The sequence below is a fragment of the Micromonospora taraxaci genome (genome assembly GCF_007830095.1).
GTDB classification, from domain to species: domain Bacteria; phylum Actinomycetota; class Actinomycetes; order Mycobacteriales; family Micromonosporaceae; genus Micromonospora; species Micromonospora taraxaci.
In genome coordinates this window covers 2,270,108-2,288,386 of record NZ_VIWZ01000001.1, presented here as the reverse complement: position 1 = coordinate 2,288,386, position 18,279 = coordinate 2,270,108, and the positions used below count along the sequence as shown (strand labels likewise).

16 protein-coding genes and 1 pseudogene are annotated in these 18,279 nt (G+C 71.3%); 8 read left to right on the top strand and 9 right to left on the bottom strand.

Going from position 1 to position 18,279, the window contains the following annotated elements; translation table 11 throughout:
- Nucleotides 1-27: 27 nt before the first annotated feature.
- Together FHU34_RS10825 and FHU34_RS10820 are read left to right on the top strand one after the other, a co-directional pair.
- On the top strand, nucleotides 28-1,125 hold the full coding sequence (locus FHU34_RS10825; protein WP_145779829.1) for a mandelate racemase/muconate lactonizing enzyme family protein: 1,098 nt from the start codon (nucleotides 28-30) through the stop codon (nucleotides 1,123-1,125).
- A gap of 60 nt (nucleotides 1,126-1,185) precedes the next feature.
- Nucleotides 1,186-2,109 (top strand): C40 family peptidase, encoded by a 924-nt coding sequence (locus FHU34_RS10820; RefSeq protein WP_145779828.1) that lies wholly within the window; start codon nucleotides 1,186-1,188, stop codon nucleotides 2,107-2,109.
- A gap of 33 nt (nucleotides 2,110-2,142) precedes the next feature.
- Here FHU34_RS10820 and FHU34_RS10815 read toward each other — a convergent pair whose 3' ends face one another.
- The 3 genes from FHU34_RS10815 to pnuC form a co-directional block, all read right to left on the bottom strand.
- Nucleotides 2,143-3,141, bottom strand: coding sequence for a TerC family protein (locus FHU34_RS10815; RefSeq protein ID WP_145779827.1), 999 nt, complete (start codon nucleotides 3,139-3,141; stop codon nucleotides 2,143-2,145).
- A 303-nt stretch (nucleotides 3,142-3,444) separates the two neighbouring features.
- Nucleotides 3,445-4,533 carry an AAA family ATPase gene (locus tag FHU34_RS10810; protein ID WP_167524795.1) on the bottom strand — a complete coding sequence of 363 codons (1,089 nt, stop codon included), beginning with the start codon at nucleotides 4,531-4,533 and terminating at the stop codon, nucleotides 3,445-3,447.
- Between the two features lie 156 nt (nucleotides 4,534-4,689).
- Entirely contained in the window at nucleotides 4,690-5,346 is a 657-nt protein-coding gene (gene pnuC, locus FHU34_RS10805) for a nicotinamide riboside transporter PnuC (RefSeq protein ID WP_145779826.1), read from the bottom strand.
- A gap of 82 nt (nucleotides 5,347-5,428) precedes the next feature.
- On the opposite strand from pnuC, the gene FHU34_RS10800 reads away from it, so the two are divergent.
- The gene (locus FHU34_RS10800) at nucleotides 5,429-5,722 is read left to right on the top strand and encodes an antibiotic biosynthesis monooxygenase family protein (protein WP_145779825.1); all 294 of its coding nucleotides are present in this window, start codon (nucleotides 5,429-5,431) and stop codon (nucleotides 5,720-5,722) included.
- 126 nt (nucleotides 5,723-5,848) lie between these two features.
- Here FHU34_RS10800 and FHU34_RS10795 read toward each other — a convergent pair whose 3' ends face one another.
- From FHU34_RS10795 to uvrB, 4 genes are all read right to left on the bottom strand, one after another.
- On the bottom strand, nucleotides 5,849-6,706 hold the full coding sequence (locus FHU34_RS10795) for a helix-turn-helix domain-containing protein (protein WP_145779824.1): 858 nt from the start codon (nucleotides 6,704-6,706) through the stop codon (nucleotides 5,849-5,851).
- A 529-nt stretch (nucleotides 6,707-7,235) separates the two neighbouring features.
- Nucleotides 7,236-7,604 carry a VOC family protein gene (locus tag FHU34_RS10790; protein ID WP_145779823.1) on the bottom strand — a complete coding sequence of 123 codons (369 nt, stop codon included), beginning with the start codon at nucleotides 7,602-7,604 and terminating at the stop codon, nucleotides 7,236-7,238.
- Nucleotides 7,605-7,680: 76 nt separating this feature from the next.
- Entirely contained in the window at nucleotides 7,681-8,589 is a 909-nt protein-coding gene (locus FHU34_RS10785; protein WP_145779822.1) for a helix-turn-helix domain-containing protein, read from the bottom strand.
- Nucleotides 8,586-10,694 (bottom strand): excinuclease ABC subunit UvrB, encoded by a 2,109-nt coding sequence (gene uvrB, locus FHU34_RS10780; protein ID WP_145779821.1) that lies wholly within the window; start codon nucleotides 10,692-10,694, stop codon nucleotides 8,586-8,588. Before uvrB ends, FHU34_RS10785 begins: the two co-directional genes overlap by 4 nt.
- Before the next feature lie 206 nt (nucleotides 10,695-10,900).
- Between uvrB and FHU34_RS10775 the strand changes: the two genes are divergently transcribed.
- Nucleotides 10,901-12,748 (top strand): hypothetical protein, encoded by a 1,848-nt coding sequence (locus FHU34_RS10775; RefSeq protein ID WP_145779820.1) that lies wholly within the window; start codon nucleotides 10,901-10,903, stop codon nucleotides 12,746-12,748.
- A 10-nt stretch (nucleotides 12,749-12,758) separates the two neighbouring features.
- Here the strand turns inward: FHU34_RS10775 and coaE are convergent, their stop codons facing one another.
- Nucleotides 12,759-13,940: a dephospho-CoA kinase gene (gene coaE, locus FHU34_RS10770; RefSeq protein ID WP_145779819.1), complete on the bottom strand. Its 1,182-nt coding sequence runs from the start codon at nucleotides 13,938-13,940 to the stop codon at nucleotides 12,759-12,761.
- Nucleotides 13,941-14,126: 186 nt separating this feature from the next.
- Complete coding sequence (gene rpsA / locus FHU34_RS10765; RefSeq protein WP_208744961.1) at nucleotides 14,127-15,746, bottom strand: 30S ribosomal protein S1; 1,620 nt, start codon at nucleotides 15,744-15,746, stop codon at nucleotides 14,127-14,129.
- Nucleotides 15,747-16,077: 331 nt separating this feature from the next.
- On the opposite strand from rpsA, the gene FHU34_RS10760 reads away from it, so the two are divergent.
- The 4 genes and pseudogenes from FHU34_RS10760 to FHU34_RS10745 form a co-directional block, all read left to right on the top strand.
- Nucleotides 16,078-16,884 (top strand): class I SAM-dependent methyltransferase, encoded by an 807-nt coding sequence (locus FHU34_RS10760; RefSeq protein WP_145779817.1) that lies wholly within the window; start codon nucleotides 16,078-16,080, stop codon nucleotides 16,882-16,884.
- Between the two features lie 57 nt (nucleotides 16,885-16,941).
- Complete coding sequence (locus tag FHU34_RS10755; RefSeq protein ID WP_244311610.1) at nucleotides 16,942-17,544, top strand: Uma2 family endonuclease; 603 nt, start codon at nucleotides 16,942-16,944, stop codon at nucleotides 17,542-17,544.
- 35 nt (nucleotides 17,545-17,579) lie between these two features.
- Nucleotides 17,580-17,798, top strand: a complete 219-nt coding sequence (locus FHU34_RS10750) for a hypervirulence associated TUDOR domain-containing protein (protein ID WP_145779816.1) — start codon at nucleotides 17,580-17,582, stop codon at nucleotides 17,796-17,798.
- Nucleotides 17,785-18,132: pseudogene (locus tag FHU34_RS10745) on the top strand (DUF3140 domain-containing protein); the annotation flags it as partial. The gene FHU34_RS10750 and the pseudogene FHU34_RS10745, both read left to right, overlap by 14 nt.
- Nucleotides 18,133-18,279: the final 147 nt, after the last annotated feature.

Sequence of the window (18,279 nt, the reverse complement as noted above, 5' to 3'; positions counted from 1 at the left end):
CGTGCGTCTCCGTATAGGGTGCCCGACATGACGATCTCGGAGGTACGCACCCACCGGGTTTCCGCCCCCTTACACACCCCGTTCGTCACCGCGCTGCGTCGCACCACCACAGTGGACACCCTGGTCGTCGAACTGGTCGACTCCGACGGCCGGTCCGGCTTCGGTGAGGCGCCCCAGGTGTGGCAGGTCACCGGCGCGTCGGTCGCCGGCGCGGGGGCCTGCGTCCGCGAGCTGCTCGGCCCACAGTTGATCGGTCGTGATCCGGACGACCTGGTGACGCGCTGCGCCGAGGTGCAGCGCGCCGTGGCCGGCAACGAGGCGGCGAAGGCGGCGGTGGACGTCGCGCTGCACGACCTCGCCGCCCGGCGGCTGGGCGTACCCCTGGTGCGGTTGCTCGGGGGCACCACGCTGCGGGTGCCGACGGACGTGACGCTGGCGGCGGGCGACGCGGTGGACCTGGCGGCGGCGGCCCGGCAGCGGCAGGCCGACGGCTTCGGCGTGCTCAAGGTGAAGGTCGGCACCGACGCGAGCGGCGATCTGGACCGGGTACGGGCCGTCCGCGCGGCCGTCGGGCCGGGGGTCCGGATCCGGCTGGACGCCAACCAGGGGTGGACGCCCCGGGAGGCGGTCCGGGTGATCCGGGGCATCGAGGACTCCGGGCTCGACGTGGAGCTGATCGAGCAGCCGGTGGCCCGCTGGGACCTGGACGGGCTGGCCTGGGTCAGCGACCGGGTCTCCGTGCCGATCCTGGCCGACGAGGCGGTCTTCGGGGTCCGTGACCTGGTGGAGGTGATCCGCCGTCGGGCCGCCGACCTGGTCAACGTCAAGTTGGCCAAGTGTGGCGGGCTGCATCCGGCGCGTACCCTCCTCGACCTGGCCACCGCCCACGGGCTCGGCACCGTGGTCGGCTCGATGATGGAGAGTCAGGTCGGCATCGGGGCGGCGGCGAGCCTGGTCGCCGCGTACGGCACCACGGCGGTCCCGGACCTGGACGCCGCCTGGTGGCTGGCGTGGTCGCCGGTGCAGGGTGGCATCCGGTACGACGGGGCGACAGTGGTGTTGCCGGACACCCCTGGCCTGGGCATCTCCGGCCTTACTGAAGCAAAGATGCAGACGCATGGTTGATGATCGTTGGTTTCTTTCATAGGGTTTCCCCTGGACAGCCGACACGATCTGGGGGTTGACGTGGAGCTGCAACCGGGCCGTGAGGCCGTCGTCCGGGTCGCGGTGGCAACGCTGTGGACCTCCCCCGAGGCGGTCCGCCCCGTCGACCGCCCAGCACTGACCGCCCGCGCCGACATCCTGGCCTGGGTCTCCGGGATGAACACCGACCAGCAGGTCGGCGACTGCGTGCTGAGCCAACTCCTGCTCGGCGAGCGGGTCCTCGTCAGCGAACTCCGACCGGACGGCTGGGCCCGGGTCGTCGCCGTCGAGCAGCCCGCCGCCAAGCTCGATCCGCGCGGCTACCCGGGATGGCTCCCCGCCGAGCAACTGACAGCCGTCGACCCGACCGCCACCGGCACCGCACCACCGCTGGTGGTGGACACCACTGTCACCGGGCTGCACGCCGCGCCGGGTGGTCCGGTGGTGGTGCCCGGCGTCGTCGTCGGCACCCGCCTCGTCCCCGCCGGCCCTGCATGCGACGACTGGCGGCCGGTACACGTCCCCGGCCAGGCCACGCCGCTCTGGCTGCTCGACGACCACCTCGCCGCGACGCCCCCCGCCACGCCGAGCGCCGAGGAGGCGCTCGCGGTGGCGCAGCGCCTGCTGGACGTGATCTACATCTGGGGTGGCCTCTCGGCGCACGGCATCGACTGCTCCGGGCTGGTGCACCTGGCCTGGCGGCGGCTCGGGGTGCTGCTACCCCGCGACGCCGACGACCAGGCCGCCGCCACCACCCCGCTGACGTTGGGCGCGGAACGCCCCGGTGACCTCTACTTCTTCGCCCGACCCGGCCGCAAGATCCACCACATCGGCATCGTCACCGCCCCACCCGGCGACGGCGGCGAGCGGCGGATGCTGCACGCCTGCTACCGCCGCCGGCGGGTGATCGAGGAACCGCTGCCGGCCGACCGCACAGCCACGCTGGTGGGCGCGCACCGGGTCTAGGGCGCGTTCCCGCGCCCTGGACCCGGTGCTCTGTCAGCGACGAGCGTCGACCAGCTCGCGGCGCCGGTCCCGGGAGGACTTGATCAGGCTGGCAGCCGTGGCGATGCCCAGGGTGCCGATGATGACCAGCAGCGACAGCCAGATCGGGATGTGCGGAGCCCAACCGACGTGCTCGCCACCGTTGATGAACGGCAGGTTGTTGTCGGCCAACGCCTCCAGCACCAGCTTGACCCCGATGAAGCCGAGCACCACGGCCAGGCCGTAGCTCAGGTAGATCAACCGGTCGAGCAGGCCGCCGAGCAGGAAGTAGAGCTGCCGGAGGCCCATCAACGCGAAGACGTTCGCGGTGAAGACCAGGTACGGCTCCTGGGTGATGCCGAAGATCGCCGGGATCGAGTCCAGGGCGAAGATCAGGTCGGTGGTGCCGATCGCGATCATCACGATCAGCATCGGGGTGAACAGCCGCTTGCCGGCGACGTGGGTGGTGAGCTTCGCGCCGTCGTAGTCCTTCGAGATCGGCAGCGCCTTGCGGCTCCACCGGATCAGCACGTTCTCGGAGAACTCGTCCTCGTCCGGCTCACCCTGCCGGGCCAGGTTCACCGCGGTGTAGATCAGGAACGCGCCAAAGATGTAGAAGACCCAGGAGAACTGCGTGATCAACGCGGCACCGGCGGCGATGAACCCACCGCGCATCACCAGCGCCAGCACGATGCCGACGAGCAGCACCTTCTGCTGGTACTGCCGGGGCACCCCGAAGCGGGCCATGATGATCACGAAGACGAAGAGGTTGTCCACCGAGAGGCTGTACTCGGTGAGCCAACCTGTGTAGAACTGCCCGGCGGAACTGGCGCCGGAGGTCAACCAGACACCGGCTCCGAAGAGCAGGGCGAGACCGACGTAGAAGGCGACCCAGAGGCTCGACTCCCGCACACTCGGCTCGTGCGGGCGCCGACCAATGATCAACAGGTCGACGAGCAGGACCGCAGTCAGTGCGACAAGCGTCCCCGCCCACACCAATCCGGACACGTCCAACGTTCATTCCTCCGGCAGACACGCGGCGTCGGGCACACCGTACGCCCCCGGAGGGGCCGGTGTGCCGCTGTCGCTCACTCTGGTGACTGTCGGAGGTCTCTTCCGCCGCCACCCGTCACCGGGAGGCGACCAACGGAGCCGGGTCGGGACGCCGAGGTTCCGACGATCGACCGTGCTGACGACTCCGTTGCGGGGGAATACTCCCCTCCTCGGTGACCATTGTTGCCCACCACCGCCCGTGATCACACCCCGGGCGGTGGGTGGTGCCGCACACGCCTCACACCCCCTGGGCGTCCTAGGAGGCTAGTGCAGGTTGGGTGCGGCAATCGGCTCGGCGAGCGACCAGCCGGCGGCGAGCAGGTCGTCGCAGGCCCGCACCGCCCGCGCCAGCCGCTCGGCATGCGACCCGGCCAGCTCCACCACCGGCACCCCGCACCCGGCCAGCTCGGTACGGAACCGCTCGGTCATCCAGGCCCGCAGATGCTCGCCGTCGCGGAGCCCGTCGTCGGTGAAGGGCACCCCCTGGTGATCCGTGAGCAGATAGAGCGCCGGTCGGCGGGCCGCAGCCCGGATCTCCGGCGACGCGCTGCCCAGGTAACGCTCCTCCCACACCGCCGTGGCCCGCGCGTCGGTGTCACAGATCAGCAGCGGCCCACTCGTCCGCGCCGCCGCGTCCTCGGCGGCCTGCTGCTCGCGGACCACGGTGCGGAAGTCGTCCCGGTCCCAGGTGACGTCGAAGACGCTCGCCTGCGGGACACGCTCCCGCAGCCGGGCCAGCTTGCGGGCGGTCAACTCCCGGCCGTACTCCGGCACCCAGGGCGTGCCGTAGTGCGCCGCGAGCGCCTCGGCCATCGTGGTGGTGCCTGTCGACTCGGCGCCGACCACCACCACCCGCCGGACGAACCAGGCGCGCACCGGCGGGCTCAACCACCGCCAGTGACCCGCCGGGTCCGCGCGGACGGCCGTGCCGGACACCGGCACGGTCCGCCGATCCTGATCCACCGACACGGGTACGGCGTCGAAGCGCCGAGCCAACTCGACGCCGTACGCCTCGGAGGAGAACACCGCGTCCACCCGCCGCGAACCGACCGCCGCCCGGAACACCGCACAGTGCGCGTCCCAGACAGCCGGGTCGTCATAGTCGACGGGATGGTCGTCGTACCGGCCGACGAAGCGGACCCAAGGCCTGTCCGCGTGCATGTCCCGCAACCAGTCGAGCCGCAGGGTGAGTGGAATCGACTCCCGGCGCGAGGGCGCCACGACGACGGTGACCTCCGCGCAGCGGGCGGCTGCCGCCTCGATCAGCGCGTGGTGCCCGGCGTGCGGCGGGTAGAACTTGCCCACCACCATCCCGTGCCCGAACTCCGATGCCCGCTCGCTGCGCTCGCTCATGCCGTCACTCCGCTTCGCTGCGTGCCGGCATGAGGCACCGTCGCACTGAGCCTGCTGATTCGCTCGCTGCGCTCGCTCATGCCGTCACTCCGCTTCGCTGCGTGCCGGCATGAGGCACCGTCGCACTGAGCCTGCTGATTCGCTCGCTGCGCTCGCTCATGCGGCGACCGGCGCTGGGCCGGGCGGCACCGGGGTCGGAGGGTCGACCCGACGCAGGTCCGCCCGCCAGGCCCGCAACCCGAGCACGCACAGGGCGAGGAAGACCAGGTAGAGGACGGCGGTCAGGTGCAGCCCCTTGTACGCGTACAACGGGATGTAGATCAGGTCGGCCGCGATCCACAGCCACCAGCTCTCCACCCGCTTGCGGGTCTGTCCGTACGTCGCCAGCAGGGACAGCGCCGTGGTCAACGCGTCCGGCAGCGGCACTGTGGAATCGGTGGCCCGGTCCAGCAGGACCCACAGACCGGCGGTGAGCAGCACGCCGACCACGGCCAGCGCCAACCACTCCCGTCGCCCGGTACGACTCACCGTGAGCCGGCTCCGCCGCTCGCCACCGAACAACCAGTGCCACCAGCCGTAGCAGCCGAGCGCGACGTACACGACCTGGAGCCCGGCGTCGGCGTACAGGCCGGCGGTCCAGAACAGCAGCATGAGCAGCAGCACGTTGGCGATGCCGATCGGCCAGTTGGCGATCTTCTGCCGGGCCACCAACCACACGTTGAGCACACCTGTGGCGAACCCCAACAGCTCCGCCCAGGTGGTGCCCGTACCGGCCACCTGGAACGCGGTGCCGGTGAGCCAATCGATGATCACGGTGCCACCCTAGGGGCACCCTCCAGGCGGGAACAGACCCCGGGACACCATCGGCCCCGCCCGTCGTGGGAGGCTTTCCGACATGGTGCTCGAAGTCGCGCTGATCGACGTACTACCCGGACACGAGGACGCGTTCGCCGCCGCGTACGCCGAGGGTCACCCGGTGCTCGCCGGGGCGACCGGTTGCCGCTCGGTGCGGATGACGCGGGGCATCGAGTCCCCCACCCGCTTCGTTCTGCTCGTCGAATGGGACTCGGTCGAGGCCCACGAGGACAACTTCCGGGCCACCGAACGCTTCGAGCAGTGGCGTGCGTTGATCGGACCGCACTTCGCCGGGCCGCCCGTGGTCGAGCACTTCCTCGACGTACCGGCCTGAGCGGCCGCTGTCGCATCTCCGCGGTCGCTGTCGTACCGCACGGTTATCGTGCCCGCGCACGCGCCGGCCGCCGGTCCCGACGGGCTCGGGGGCGCCGGGCCCGGTGGCCGCGCGGCACGACGACTCCTACTCGCCCACGCGGCGGGCCAGCGCGGTGACGGTCTCCTCCGGTGACAGCGCCGCCGCCAGCAGCGCCTCGGTCATCCGCTGGTAACGGTCGACGTCGAGCAGGGTGGCCAACCGCACGTCGGTGGTCAACGCCTCGAGCATCACCGTCCGCGGGTCCGCCGGGTCCGGAAAGGCATAGCAGGAGTACGGCGTGAGTGGGTGCAGCCCGCCGCCGGCCACCCCGCGTGGCAGCAGCCGCACCGTGACGTGCGACAGCCCGGTCACGGCCACCAGGTGGCGCAACTGTTCACGCCAGACCGCCTCCGGCAGGTCGCCCGGGTCGCAGACCGCCTCGGCGAGCACCGCCGTGTAGCGCGGCGGGTAGGCCCGCCGCAGCACCTCCTGCCGCAGCGCACGGGCGCGCACCTCGGCCTCCACGTCCACCTCGGGCGTGAGCCGCGCGCCGGCCGTGACCAGCACCCGGGCGTACGCGGGCGTCTGGAGCAGCCCCGGCACGACCGACGGCTGGTACTCGACGATGTCCGCCGCGCCCGCCTCCAGCTCGGCGTAGGTGCGTTGCCGTTCGCTCATCTCGCCCAGCGTCTTCCACCAGCCGCGGCTGGTCGCCGCGTCCCGGGCGATCACGATCAGCGCTTCACGGGCGGGCGAGGGCACCTTGTAGATGTCCAGCAAATCGAGCACATCGGCGAGGTCAGGACGGCTCTGACCCAGCTCGATGCGGGACAATTTCGACGTCGAGGCCCAACCCAGCCGGTCGCAGACCTGCTCCAGGGTCAGCGCCTCGCGCCGGCGTAGCTGGCGCAACTCTGCGCCCAGACGTGCACGTCGAATAACAGGACTTGTTGGTAGCGGCATCCCGGCCTCCCCACCGAGGGAGAGTACGCAGGACGATCACCCAGTGCAATAGTTTGCTCGCACACCGCAATCAGGGCATTCGGTCCGGTCGCCGATTCCGACCTACGGCACCCGCCGCCGTCGCTGTTCGGCAGGGGTTTCCGGCAGCAGAGGCCAGTCCCGGAGCAGGCGCCGCCTCGGGGGCGAGCTCGGCGGCGTAACCCCGGCGTCCTGGCCCAACCCGCGCCTGACAGATCCGAGGTTGCCGAGGAGGCATCACCACCGGCGGTCGCTGTGGAGCTGATGCCGCAAACGATTCGCCGTCAGCGGGGGCCGGTCGATTGATGGCCGCCTGCCGTCGCCGACACGGGACACCTGGCCGCGATGCCACAGACGATTCAGCTCCAAAGGCTCGCCAACCGTCCTCCGCCTCCCCCTGCGGGCACCCTGCCGGCGGACGTCTCGGGTCGGCACGTCCGCGACGCGCGCCGGCATGGTGAAGCGCACGGACCGGCACGGTGGAGACAGCGCGCGGGCCGGCGCGGTTGCCTCAGGGGCGGTAGGTGCCGAAGGACCAGACGTTGCCGGCCAGGTCGCGGGCGGCGTAGTCGCGTGAGCCGTAGTCGGTGTCGAACGGCTCCCGGATGATCTCGGCACCGGCCGCGCGAGCCTGGGCACAGTGGGCATCGACGTCCGGCACCGCCACGTAGACCGACCAGTCGTCGTCGGCCGGCCGAGGTGCGGTGTCGGCGCGACCGCCCAGCATGATCATGCCGGTGTCGAGGACCAGCTCCGCGTGCGCGACCGAGCCGTCCGGCGTCTCGTGCACGACGTGCGCCTGGAAACCGAAGGCAGAGCAGAGCCAGTCGATCGCGGCACGGGGATCGGGGTAACGGAAGATCGGATAGACAGTTCGCATGAGCTGATTCTGCCGCCGGCGACCCGGGGCTGAATTGGACGAATGTGACCTCGGCGGGTCGCCTCGTCGAGGTGTGTCAGCCGGCTGCCGGCCGGGAGGCGAGCAGCGCGGCCGGGGTGACCCCGGCGAACTCTCGGAAGTCCCGGATCAGGTGCGACTGGTCGTAGTAGCCGTAGCCCGCCGCGACCGCGGCCCAGTCGACCGGCCTTCCCACGCCGGGTGGAGCCGCAGCGGGGGGCTCGGCCCGCTCGACGCCGGCGGGCGGCTCGCAGCCCGGCCCGTCGAGGCCATCCGGCCCGACGTTCGGGCCGACGTTGCCCAGCGCCGTGCACGCCTGCTGGAAACGCAGCAACCGGGCGGCAGTCTTGGGCGGCAGTCCCACCTCGTGTCGGAACCGGAACGCGAGGTGCCGTCGGCTCCAGCCCACCTCGTCAGCCAGCGCGGCGACGCTCCCGCGCCCACCGCTGGCGACGAGCCACTGCCACGCCCGGTCGACGCGGGCGTCCACCGGCGGGGACGCCGCCAGCCGGGCACCGAGCACTCTGTCGAGCAGGACGAAGCGCTCCGGCCAGCCGGGTGCCTCGGCGAGCCGGACACGCAGTCGCGCCAGCCAACGCCCCGGGAGCTGCCCGACCTCCACAGCCCGATTGGTCAACTCGCTCAGCGGCAGGCCGAGAAGCCGGCGGGCGGCCAGCGGGGCGAGCAGCAGCTCGACGCCCTCCCCCACGCCCAGCATGCGGGTCGTACACCAACCGTCGAAGGTGCCGGCCACGAACGAGTCGACCTGCGTGACGCCCCGCTCCGCGCTGCGCGGGTCGGTCACGTCCAGCGGAGCACCCCAGCCCAGTATCAGCACCACGAAGGCACCCGCCGACTCCCGGCGGACCAGTGGGAGGTCCGCTCGTTCCCGGTAGCCTACGTACCGGTCCACGAACGGGCGCAGACGGACGTCGGGTCGCCCGGTGACGATCTCGCCGTCCGTCACTTCACGCCGGCGGCGTCCATGCCGCGGAGCTCCTTCTTCAAGTCGGAGACCTCGTCGCGGATCCGGGCCGCCAACTCGAACTGCAGCTCGCGGGCTGCGGCCAGCATCTGGTCGTTGAGCTCCTGGATCAGCTGGGCGAGGTCGGCGCGCGCCATCCCCTCCCGCGAGGTCGTCGTGGCGGCGGACCGGCTGCGGCTGCGGGTCTCCTTGACCGGCGCCTTGCCCCGGGAGAGCTGACGCACCGCGCCCCCGACCCGGGAGTTCTCGGTGTCCTCCGCCTCGCGGTAGATGTCGTCCAGGATGTCGTGGATCTTCTTACGCAGCGGCTCCGGGCTGATGCCGTGCGCCTCGTTGTGCGCGATCTGCTTGGCCCGACGCCGGTCCGTCTCGTCGATCGCCGCCGCCATCGACGGGGTGATCTTGTCGGCGTACATGTGCACCTGACCGGAGACGTTACGAGCGGCCCGGCCGATGGTCTGGATCAGCGAACGGCCGCTGCGCAGGAAGCCCTCCTTGTCGGCGTCGAGGATCGCCACCAGCGACACCTCGGGCAGATCCAGGCCTTCGCGGAGCAGGTTGATGCCGACCAGCACGTCGTAGTCGCCCTTGCGCAGCTCGCGCAGCAACTCCACCCGGCGCAGCGTGTCGACCTCCGAGTGCAGGTAACGCACCCGGATGCCGTTCTCCAGGAGGTAGTCGGACAGGTCCTCGGCCATCTTCTTGGTCAACGTGGTGACCAGCACCCGCTCGTCGCGGTCGGTCCGCAGCTTGATCTCGTGCATGAGGTCGTCGATCTGGCCCTTGGTCGGCTTGATCACGACCTGCGGGTCGACCAGACCGGTGGGCCGGATGACCTGCTCGACGAACTCGCCCTGGGCCTGCTCCATCTCCCAGGTGCCGGGAGTCGCGGAGAGGAAGACCATCTGACCGACCCGCTCCAGGAACTCGTCGAAGCGCAACGGCCGGTTGTCGGCCGCGCTCGGCAGCCGGAAGCCGTGGTCGATGAGCATCCGCTTGCGGGACGCGTCGCCCTCGTACATGCCGCCGATCTGCGGGATGGTCACGTGCGACTCGTCGACAACGGTGAGGAAGTCGTCGGGGAAGTAGTCGAGCAGGGCGTGCGGCGGGCTGCCGGGCAGCCGCCCGTCCATGTGCATCGAGTAGTTCTCGATGCCGGAGCAGAAGCCGACCTGCCGCATCATCTCGATGTCGTAGGTGGTGCGCATCCGCAACCGCTGCGCCTCCAGCAGCTTGCCCTGCCGCTCCAGCTCGGCGAGCCGCTCGGCCAGCTCCACCTCGATGTCGCGGATCGCCCGTTCCATCCGCTCCGGACCGGCCGCGTAGTGCGTCGCCGGGAAGATCACCAGCTGGTCGACCTCGCGGACCACGTCACCGGTCAACGGGTTGAGGTAGTAGAGCTTCTCCACCTCGTCACCGAACAGCTCGATGCGGATCGCCAGTTCCTCGTACGCCGGGATGATCTCCAGCGTGTCGCCGCGGACCCGGAAGGTGCCCCGCTGGAAGGCCATGTCGTTGCGGGTGTACTGGATGTCGACCAGCCGCCGCAGCAACTGGTCGCGGTCGAGCTCCTGCCCGATCTGCGCCTTCACCGCCCGGTTGAGGTATTCCTCCGGGGTGCCCAGACCGTAGATCGCCGAGACGGTCGCCACCACGATCACGTCGCGGCGGGTGAGCAGCGACATCGTCGCCGAGTGCCGCAGCCGCTCCACCTCCTCGTTGATCGAGGAGTCCTTCTCGATGTAGGTGTCGGTCTGCGGGATGTACGCCTCGGGCTGGTAGTAGTCGTAGTACGAGACGAAGTATTCGACCGCGTTGTGCGGCAGAAGCTCGCTGAACTCCTTGGCCAGCTGCGCACAGAGCGTCTTGTTGGGGGCGAGCACCAGGGTCGGGCGCTGGAGGCGCTCGACCAGCCACGCCGTGGTGGCGCTCTTGCCGGTGCCGGTCGCGCCGAGCAGCACGGTGTTGCGGTCGCCGCGCCGAACCCGACGCTCAAGCTCGTCGATGGCCGCCGGTTGGTCGCCGGCCGGCTGGAACTCACTGACGACCTGGAAGCGGCTGTCCAGCCGGGGAATGTCGAGCGCCATGTCATCAACGGTACGCCGGAGGTCCGACAGGAACGGGCGTCACGCCAGGTACGTGATCGGCTTCAATATTCCCATTGTGTGGCCCATGTCACCGGGACTACCCTCTTCATGTAGGCCGCTCGCGGCGGCCGACCGGGCCGGTGGCCAGGCCGTCATCACGGCCGGCCGCCCCCGGCACTGCGGTCGCAGCACCCGGCTCGTCCGGCGTGCGCACCGGTGTGGTCGCGCTCACGGCGCAGACCGGCCGCCGCGAGCGCCCCTGCTCGTCACCCCGGTGCCTCCCCGCCCGTTTCATCTCCGTGGACACCTCTCCGACCCCGGCTCCCGACACCACCCCCCGCAACGCCGACGCCAAACGGCGGGCTTCCACCGCACGCAGCACCGACACCGGGGACGCGCGACGAGCCACCACCTCCCGCCCCGGTGACACCGGGGATGCGGCCCGCCCCTCCGACGCCGCTGCGCGGCCCACGACCAGCCGACCCGCCACCGCCCGACCGACCGGCAGGGGGCGACCCGCCAGCGGGCGCCGAGCCGCCACCGGGCGACGTCGCGACGGGGCCGGAGCGACCACCCGCGCTGACGACACCTCCGCACCCGCCGCCGACCCGGCGGACGGTCGAACCCCGGCCAGCCGCCGTCGACGTACCGTGCTGCTGTTGCTCGCGCTGACCGCTGTGACGTCCGCGGCGGCGTTGGTGTTCGGGCTGTTGAGCTGGGCGCCCGATCCGCCCGAGCCAACCCGGCCGCTGACCGTCGCCGAGGGCGAGCGGCTGGCCGCCGTGCGGGTCACCAACCTGCGGGACCTGCGCGCCGGGGTCCGGGTCACCGCCGGCGTCGACGCCGCCCGGATCGAACTGGTGGGTTGGGTGGACTGGTCGCGGTCCCTGCTCTACCTCGACGTGGGTGGGCCGGGCGCGGGCGCCGAACGAGGGCTGGTGCAGAAGGTCGGCGCGGTCCTGGTGGTCCGACCCGACCCTGCGGCCGTACCCACTCCCGCCGCACCACCGCTGGTGCCTCCCGCGGACCGTTGGCGGTTGCACCGCCTCGAACCTGGGGCGAACCTGGCACCCGTGCTCGACCTGCTCCTCGGCCTCGCCGCCGACCGCCCGGACGCGACGCGGGCGGTGCCCGACGGTGGCGCGCGGTGGATCGCCCAGGACACCGTGCCCGCCGGGCCGGTGGACGTCCTACAGGCGCCGTTGCCCGGGACACCAGCCTCTCGTTCGGCACCCGGTAGCACCGCCGGTTCGGCGAGCGCCGACCCGGACAGCCAGACCCGGTACTGGCTCGACCAGGACGCCCGCCTGCACAAACTGGTGACCCAACTGCCCGGCGTCGGCCCGGTCACTGTGGTCCTCAACCGGACGGACCGGCCGACGCTACACCCGGTGGACGCCCTCGGTGGCCGGCCCGGCCTGCCGCGCGCGCTGACCGACGCCGAGCGGCGTCGACTGGACCAGCTACCGGCCCGGTTGCGGGCGAAGAGCGGTGCCACGCTGACACTGACCGCACCCGTCGGCACGGACACGAATCTGCGGGCCGCCGGCTGGTTGAGCTGGACCACGCGTACCGCGTACCTCGCGGTTGCCGACCTGGGCGTGCCGGACCGCCGGACCCTGCTGCGGCGCGACGCCACCGGTCTGGCCCGGGCGGACCTGCCCGCGGGCACCGCCGGTGGCGGCACCGCGGAGCAGCCCGAACGGCCGCCGCTTCCGCCCCCGGCCGGGCCGTGGCGCGTCTCCCGAGCCGGCAGCGACGCCCTGAGCGTGCTCGTGGACGCGGCGGTGGCCGCCGGGTCGGTCGGGCCACGCGGTACGGCCGTCCGGGTACGCGAGGACGTCGCCGGCGGGCAGACCGTGGACGTCGTCGAGGTCGGCTCGGCCGGCGCGCGGCTGCGCTACTGGATCGATCGCGACGGGTCGCTACGCCGGCTGGAACTGCACACCGACGCCGACGCGTGGGCCCAACTGGATCTCCGTCCCACAATGGTGCCCCGGCTCGCCCCGATCCCCCGGCCAGCCGCCACCCCTCGACCCCACGCCGCCCGCTGACCGGTGCCGCTCAGGGCCGCCAGCCGGTCTGCTCGGCCCACTGCTCAGCCCGCAGATACTCCTCGTCGAACCACGGATCACTGGCCGTGCCTGATTCGCCGACCTCCGGTGCCGCGTCGGCGAGGTCCCGCTTGAGCAGCAGGTACGCGGACCGCTGATCCGGATCGGCACGCAGGTGGTCGCGCATCATCAAGGCGTACCGCCAGCCCGGCGAGTCGGCCACCCGCACGTGCAGGCGAACCGGGCGGCCCGGGTCGGCGCTGCCGTGCAACCGCTTCTGCCACCGAGCGCTGCCAGCCGGACGCGGGTCGTCCCACCACTGCCCGGGCACGCGGGGGAACCCGGCGTTCGCCAGTCGGTCGGCCAGCGCATTATCGGCGTCGGCGAGGCTGGACACGGCCACCTGCACGTCGATGACGTCCTGGGCGGCGAGGCCGGGCACCGCCGTCGAACCGATGTGGTCGATCCGCAGGGCGTCCGAGCCGAGCGCGTGTCGGATCCGGGCGGCCAGCCGCGCGTACTGCTCCGGCCAGGTCACGTCGGCGCCGACCCGGTCGATCCGACCTGGCGGGACCACCCGCCGCTCGCGCAGATTGTGCTCGTAGGGCAACAACCGCCGAGCCCAGAGCGCGTCGACGGCGTCGTGCAGGTCCGCCAGGCTGCCGTCGTTGGTCAGCACCACGTCCGCCGCGGCCCGCCGACGGGCGTCGTCGGCCTGGGCGGCCATCCGCCGCTCGGCCTCCGCGCGGCCCATCCCCCGGTCACGCGCCAGCCGTTCCAGTCGGGTCGTCACGGCCGTCTGCACCACGATCACCAGGTGGTACGTGGGCGCGAGCCCCACCTCGACCAGCAGCGGTACGTCGTTGACGACGATCGCGTCGGGCGCCGCGGCGGCGGTCAGTTCAGCGGTACGGGCCCGGACCCGAGGGTGCGTGATCGACTCAAGTCGACGGCGCGCCGTCTCGTCGGCGAACACCAACGCGCCCAGCGCGGCGCGGTCCAACGCGCCGTCAGCGTCCAGCACCGTGTCGGAGAAGGCGGCAACGATCTCGGCCAATCCGTCCGTACCCGGTGTCACGACCTCCCGTGCCACAGTGTCGGCGTCGATGAGCACCGCACCCCGCTCGGCCAGCCGCGCCGCCACCGCACTCTTGCCCGACCCGATCCCGCCGGTCAACCCCACTCTCAACACCCGACCAGTCAACCGGATGCCCGAGCCCACCACCAAACCCGCCCACCCGACGCGGCCCGACGCGAGCGGGGTGGAGCGGCCCGACAGCGCCGCCCCACGACCACGACCGGGCACCTGCTCACGGCGAAGGCCCCGCCCCCGGCGATCCGAAGATCGCGGGGACGGGGCCTGTCGTCGTTCAGCGGGTCACTTACCGCCGGCGAGCTTCTCCCGCAGTGCGGCGAGCGCCTCGTCGGTGGCCAGCGTGCCGGCCGGCTCCTCGGCCTGCCGGCTCGGGGCCGGGCTGGACGAGGAGGTGGTGCCACCGCCGCCACCGGCAGCGGCCGGGACGGCCGGGGCCGGGTTGGCAGCGGCCTCGGCGTCGGCAGCCCGAGAGGTCTGCACCTGCTTGGTGTGGGCCTCCCAGCGCTGACGAGCCTCGGCGTACTGGTTCTCCCAGGTCTCGCGCTGCTTGTCGTACCCCTCGAGCCACTCGCCCGTCTCGGGGTCGAAGCCCTCCGGGTAGATGTAGTTGCCCTCGGTGTCGTACGTCGCGGCCATGCCGTAGAGGGTCGGGTCGAAGTGCTCCTCGCCCTCGACGAAGCCCTCGTTGGCCTGCTTGAGCGACAGGGAGATCCGGCGACGCTCGAGGTCGATGTCGATGACCTTGACCATGACCTCGGAGCCGACCTGGACGACCTGCTCCGGGATCTCCACGTGGCGCTCGGCCAGCTCGGAGATGTGGACCAGGCCCTCGATGCCGTCGTCGACGCGGACGAACGCACCGAACGGAACCAGCTTGGTGACCTTACCCGGCACGATCTGCTGGATCGCGTGGGTGCGGGCGAACTGCCGCCACGGGTCCTCCTGGGTCGCCTTCAGCGACAGCGAGACCCGCTCGCGGTCCAGGTCGACGTCCAGGACCTCGACCTCGACCTCCTGGCCCACCTCGACGACCTCGGACGGGTGGTCGATGTGCTTCCAGGACAGCTCGGAGACGTGCACCAGACCGTCGACGCCGCCGAGGTCCACGAACGCGCCGAAGTTGACGATCGAGGACACGACGCCCTTGCGGACCTGGCCCTTCTGCAGCTTGTTGAGGAACTCGGTGCGCACCTCGGACTGCGTCTGCTCAAGCCAGGCCCGGCGGGACAGGACCACGTTGTTGCGGTTCTTGTCCAGCTCGATGATCTTGGCTTCGAGCTCCCGCCCGACGTACGGCTGCAGGTCACGCACACGACGCATCTCGACCAGCGACGCGGGCAGGAAGCCGCGCAGCCCGATGTCGAGGATGAGGCCGCCCTTGACCACCTCGATGACCGAACCGCGGACGACGCCGTCCTCGTCCTTGATCTTCTCGATCGTGCCCCAGGCCCGCTCGTACTGCGCCCGCTTCTTGGAGAGGATCAGACGACCCTCCTTGTCCTCCTTCTGGAGGACCAGGGCCTCGATGTGGTCACCAACCGTCACAACCTCGGCGGGGTCCACGTCGTGCTTGATCGACAACTCCCGAGAGGGAATGACGCCCTCGGTCTTGTAGCCGATGTCGAGCAGGACCTCGTCCCGATCGACCTTGACGACGGTGCCTTCGACAATGTCGCCGTCGTTGAAGTACTTGATGGTCTCGTCGATCGCGGCGAGGAAAGCCTCCTCGGAACCGAGATCGTCGTGGGTGACCCGGGTGGCGCTCGAGGGGGCCTCGATGCTGCTCGTCATGTGGGCGGTTGCTCCGGTCGGTGGGTTGTCACAGCAGGCTGGTGTCGCGGTGACCTGTTCGCGCCAGCGGATCCGTCGCCGGGCACACCGAACGATCGCTAGTGAGATCATGATGTGGCTCCGTCGACCGCGCACCTGCTCCCTGCCGAGGCAACGCGATCCGCGAGCGCATCGTCTAGCCTACCGTGCGCATTACCACAGCGTGCAAGCCCTCCCGGCTTCTCTACGTGCGGTGACCTGCGAAAGGCGAACAATCGCCCGGAAACGACCCCAGCTGTCTCGTGCGTCACAGCAGCCACAACCGACCCTCGCGGGACGGGCGCGAACAGGCGTCGGGACGCCCGCCACCCGCCGGCGCGGACACCACGTCGATCAAGGAGCCACTCGAAACTTGGCCGCGCCGCCGCACCCCACGCGACGGGTAGGGCCTAGCGTGAGCGCCGTGGATGACGACAGCCGGGTCACCCGGCGCCGGGTGGCTGACGCCGAGGTCCGACGGGCCAACCGCGGCTGGTGGGACACCGACGCCGACGACTACCAGGCCGAGCATGGCGCGTTCCTCGGCGACGTGGACTTCGTCTGGTGTCCGGAAGGACTCCGCGAGGCCGACGCCCGCCTGCTCGGCGAGGTGTCCGGGCGGCGCGTGCTGGAGGTCGGCTGCGGGGCGGCGGCCGCCGCCCGCTGGCTCGCCACCCAGGGCGCCTCGCCGATCGCCTTCGACCTGTCCGCCGGCATGTTGCGGCACGCCGCCAAGGCCGCCGACGACACCGGGGTACGCGTACCGCTGGTGCAGGCCGACGCCCTCGCCCTCCCGTTCGCCGACCGGTCCTTCGACCTCGCCTGCACCGCGTTCGGCGCGATCCCGTTCGTGGACGACTCGGCGGCCCTGCACGCCGAGGTGCACCGGGTGCTGCGCCCCGGCGGACGGTGGGTGTTCTCGGTGACCCACCCGATGCGCTGGATCTTCCTCGACGACCCCGGTGAGGGCGGGCTGACCGCCGTGCACTCGTACTTCGACCGTTCCCCCTACGTCGAGCAGGACGAGACCGGCGTGGCCACCTACGTCGAGCAGCACCGCACCCTCGGCGACCGGATCCGCGAGCTGGTCGGCGCCGGGTTCCGGCTGCTGGACCTGGTGGAGCCGGAGTGGCCGGAGGGGCACGATGGGATCTGGGGGCAGTGGAGTCCGCTGCGCGGGCGCCTCTTTCCCGGTACGGCCATCTTCGTCACCGAGAAGCCCGCCGACTGAGCGCGTCGCACCTGTGGTCCGACCTGCGGGCCATCGATCGCCGGTAGGCTCGACCCCATGAGCGCCGAGCCCATCCCGACATCACCTGGCCCCTGGTGTCCGGACCCGATGCGGCAGCAGCGTGCCGACTACACGCTGGAGGACCTGCTCGCCCTGCCGGACGACGCCCCCCGCGTCGAACTCGTCGACGGAGTTATCCAGGTGACACCCTCCCCCACCCTGGGCCATCAAGACATCTGCAGCCTGCTGTGGCTGTGGCTGCGCTCGCACGCCCCGGCGAATCTTCGCGCCGCGCAAGCAGTCGGCGTCGCACTCAGCCGCAACACCAGCCGGCAGCCAGACGTGCTGCTCTGTCGCGCCGAGGTGCCGTCCAACCGGTCCACGTTACGGCCGGCGGACGTCGCACTCGCCGTGGAGATCGTCTCGCCCGGCACGCGACGGATCGACCGGTTCGCGAAGCCCGGTGAGTACGCTGCCGCCGGCATCCCGTTCTACTGGCGGATCGAGCAGGACCCGCTGCACGTCTACGCGTACCGGATCGGCGACCACGTGGGGCCGGGCGGTGAGCGGCAGTACGAGCTGGTCGCCGACGGCGCCGACGTGATCGAGCTGACCGAGCCGTTCGACATCAAGCTGCCGATCGCCGAGATCACGCCGTAGCAGTTTCGCCCCCTGGGCGTCGGGTAGCCGAGGGCATGGCCGAACAGAGATTCCACAAGGGCGACCATGTCTCCTGGTCGGCCCACGGCAGCCGCGCGTACGGCGTGGTGCAGGAGACCATCACCGAACGGACTCGGATCCGGGGGCGGGCCGTGAACGCGGCGCCCGACGACCCGCAGTACCGGGTTCGCAGTGACGGAACGGGCCGCGACGTGGCCCACCGCCCCGAGGCGCTGCGCCATGAGCAGGGCTGACGACCAGGGCCGGGACACCTACCGGGAGTTCACCGAGGCGGTGAACATGAAGCCCGCTGAGCTGTCGTCCTGGCTGGAGACCGACGAGTCGAAGCAGGTTGGCTGGCACAAGGGCGGTCGTTCCGGTGGCGGCGAGTCCGTCGGGCACGAGTCCGGCCGGAAGATCATCAACCTGTTGCGTCGTAAACGCAGCGATCTTTCCGAGGGCGACTACAAGCACATGCGCAAGGTGGTCGGCTACGTACGCCGGCACATGGCGCAGCGCCCCTCCGGCAACGTCCGCGACACCAAGTGGCGCTGGTCCCTCATGAACTGGGGCCACGACCCGATGAAGTAGCGAACCGGCCGCCCGCACGGGCTCCCGAGACGGCGCGACCCAGCGGGACGAGACGCGGCCCAGCGATCGAGTACGGCTTTACGGACGGGCAGCGACGCGACTGGCGGGACCAAGTCAGGGTTCCGGGGAAACCCGACCCACGCA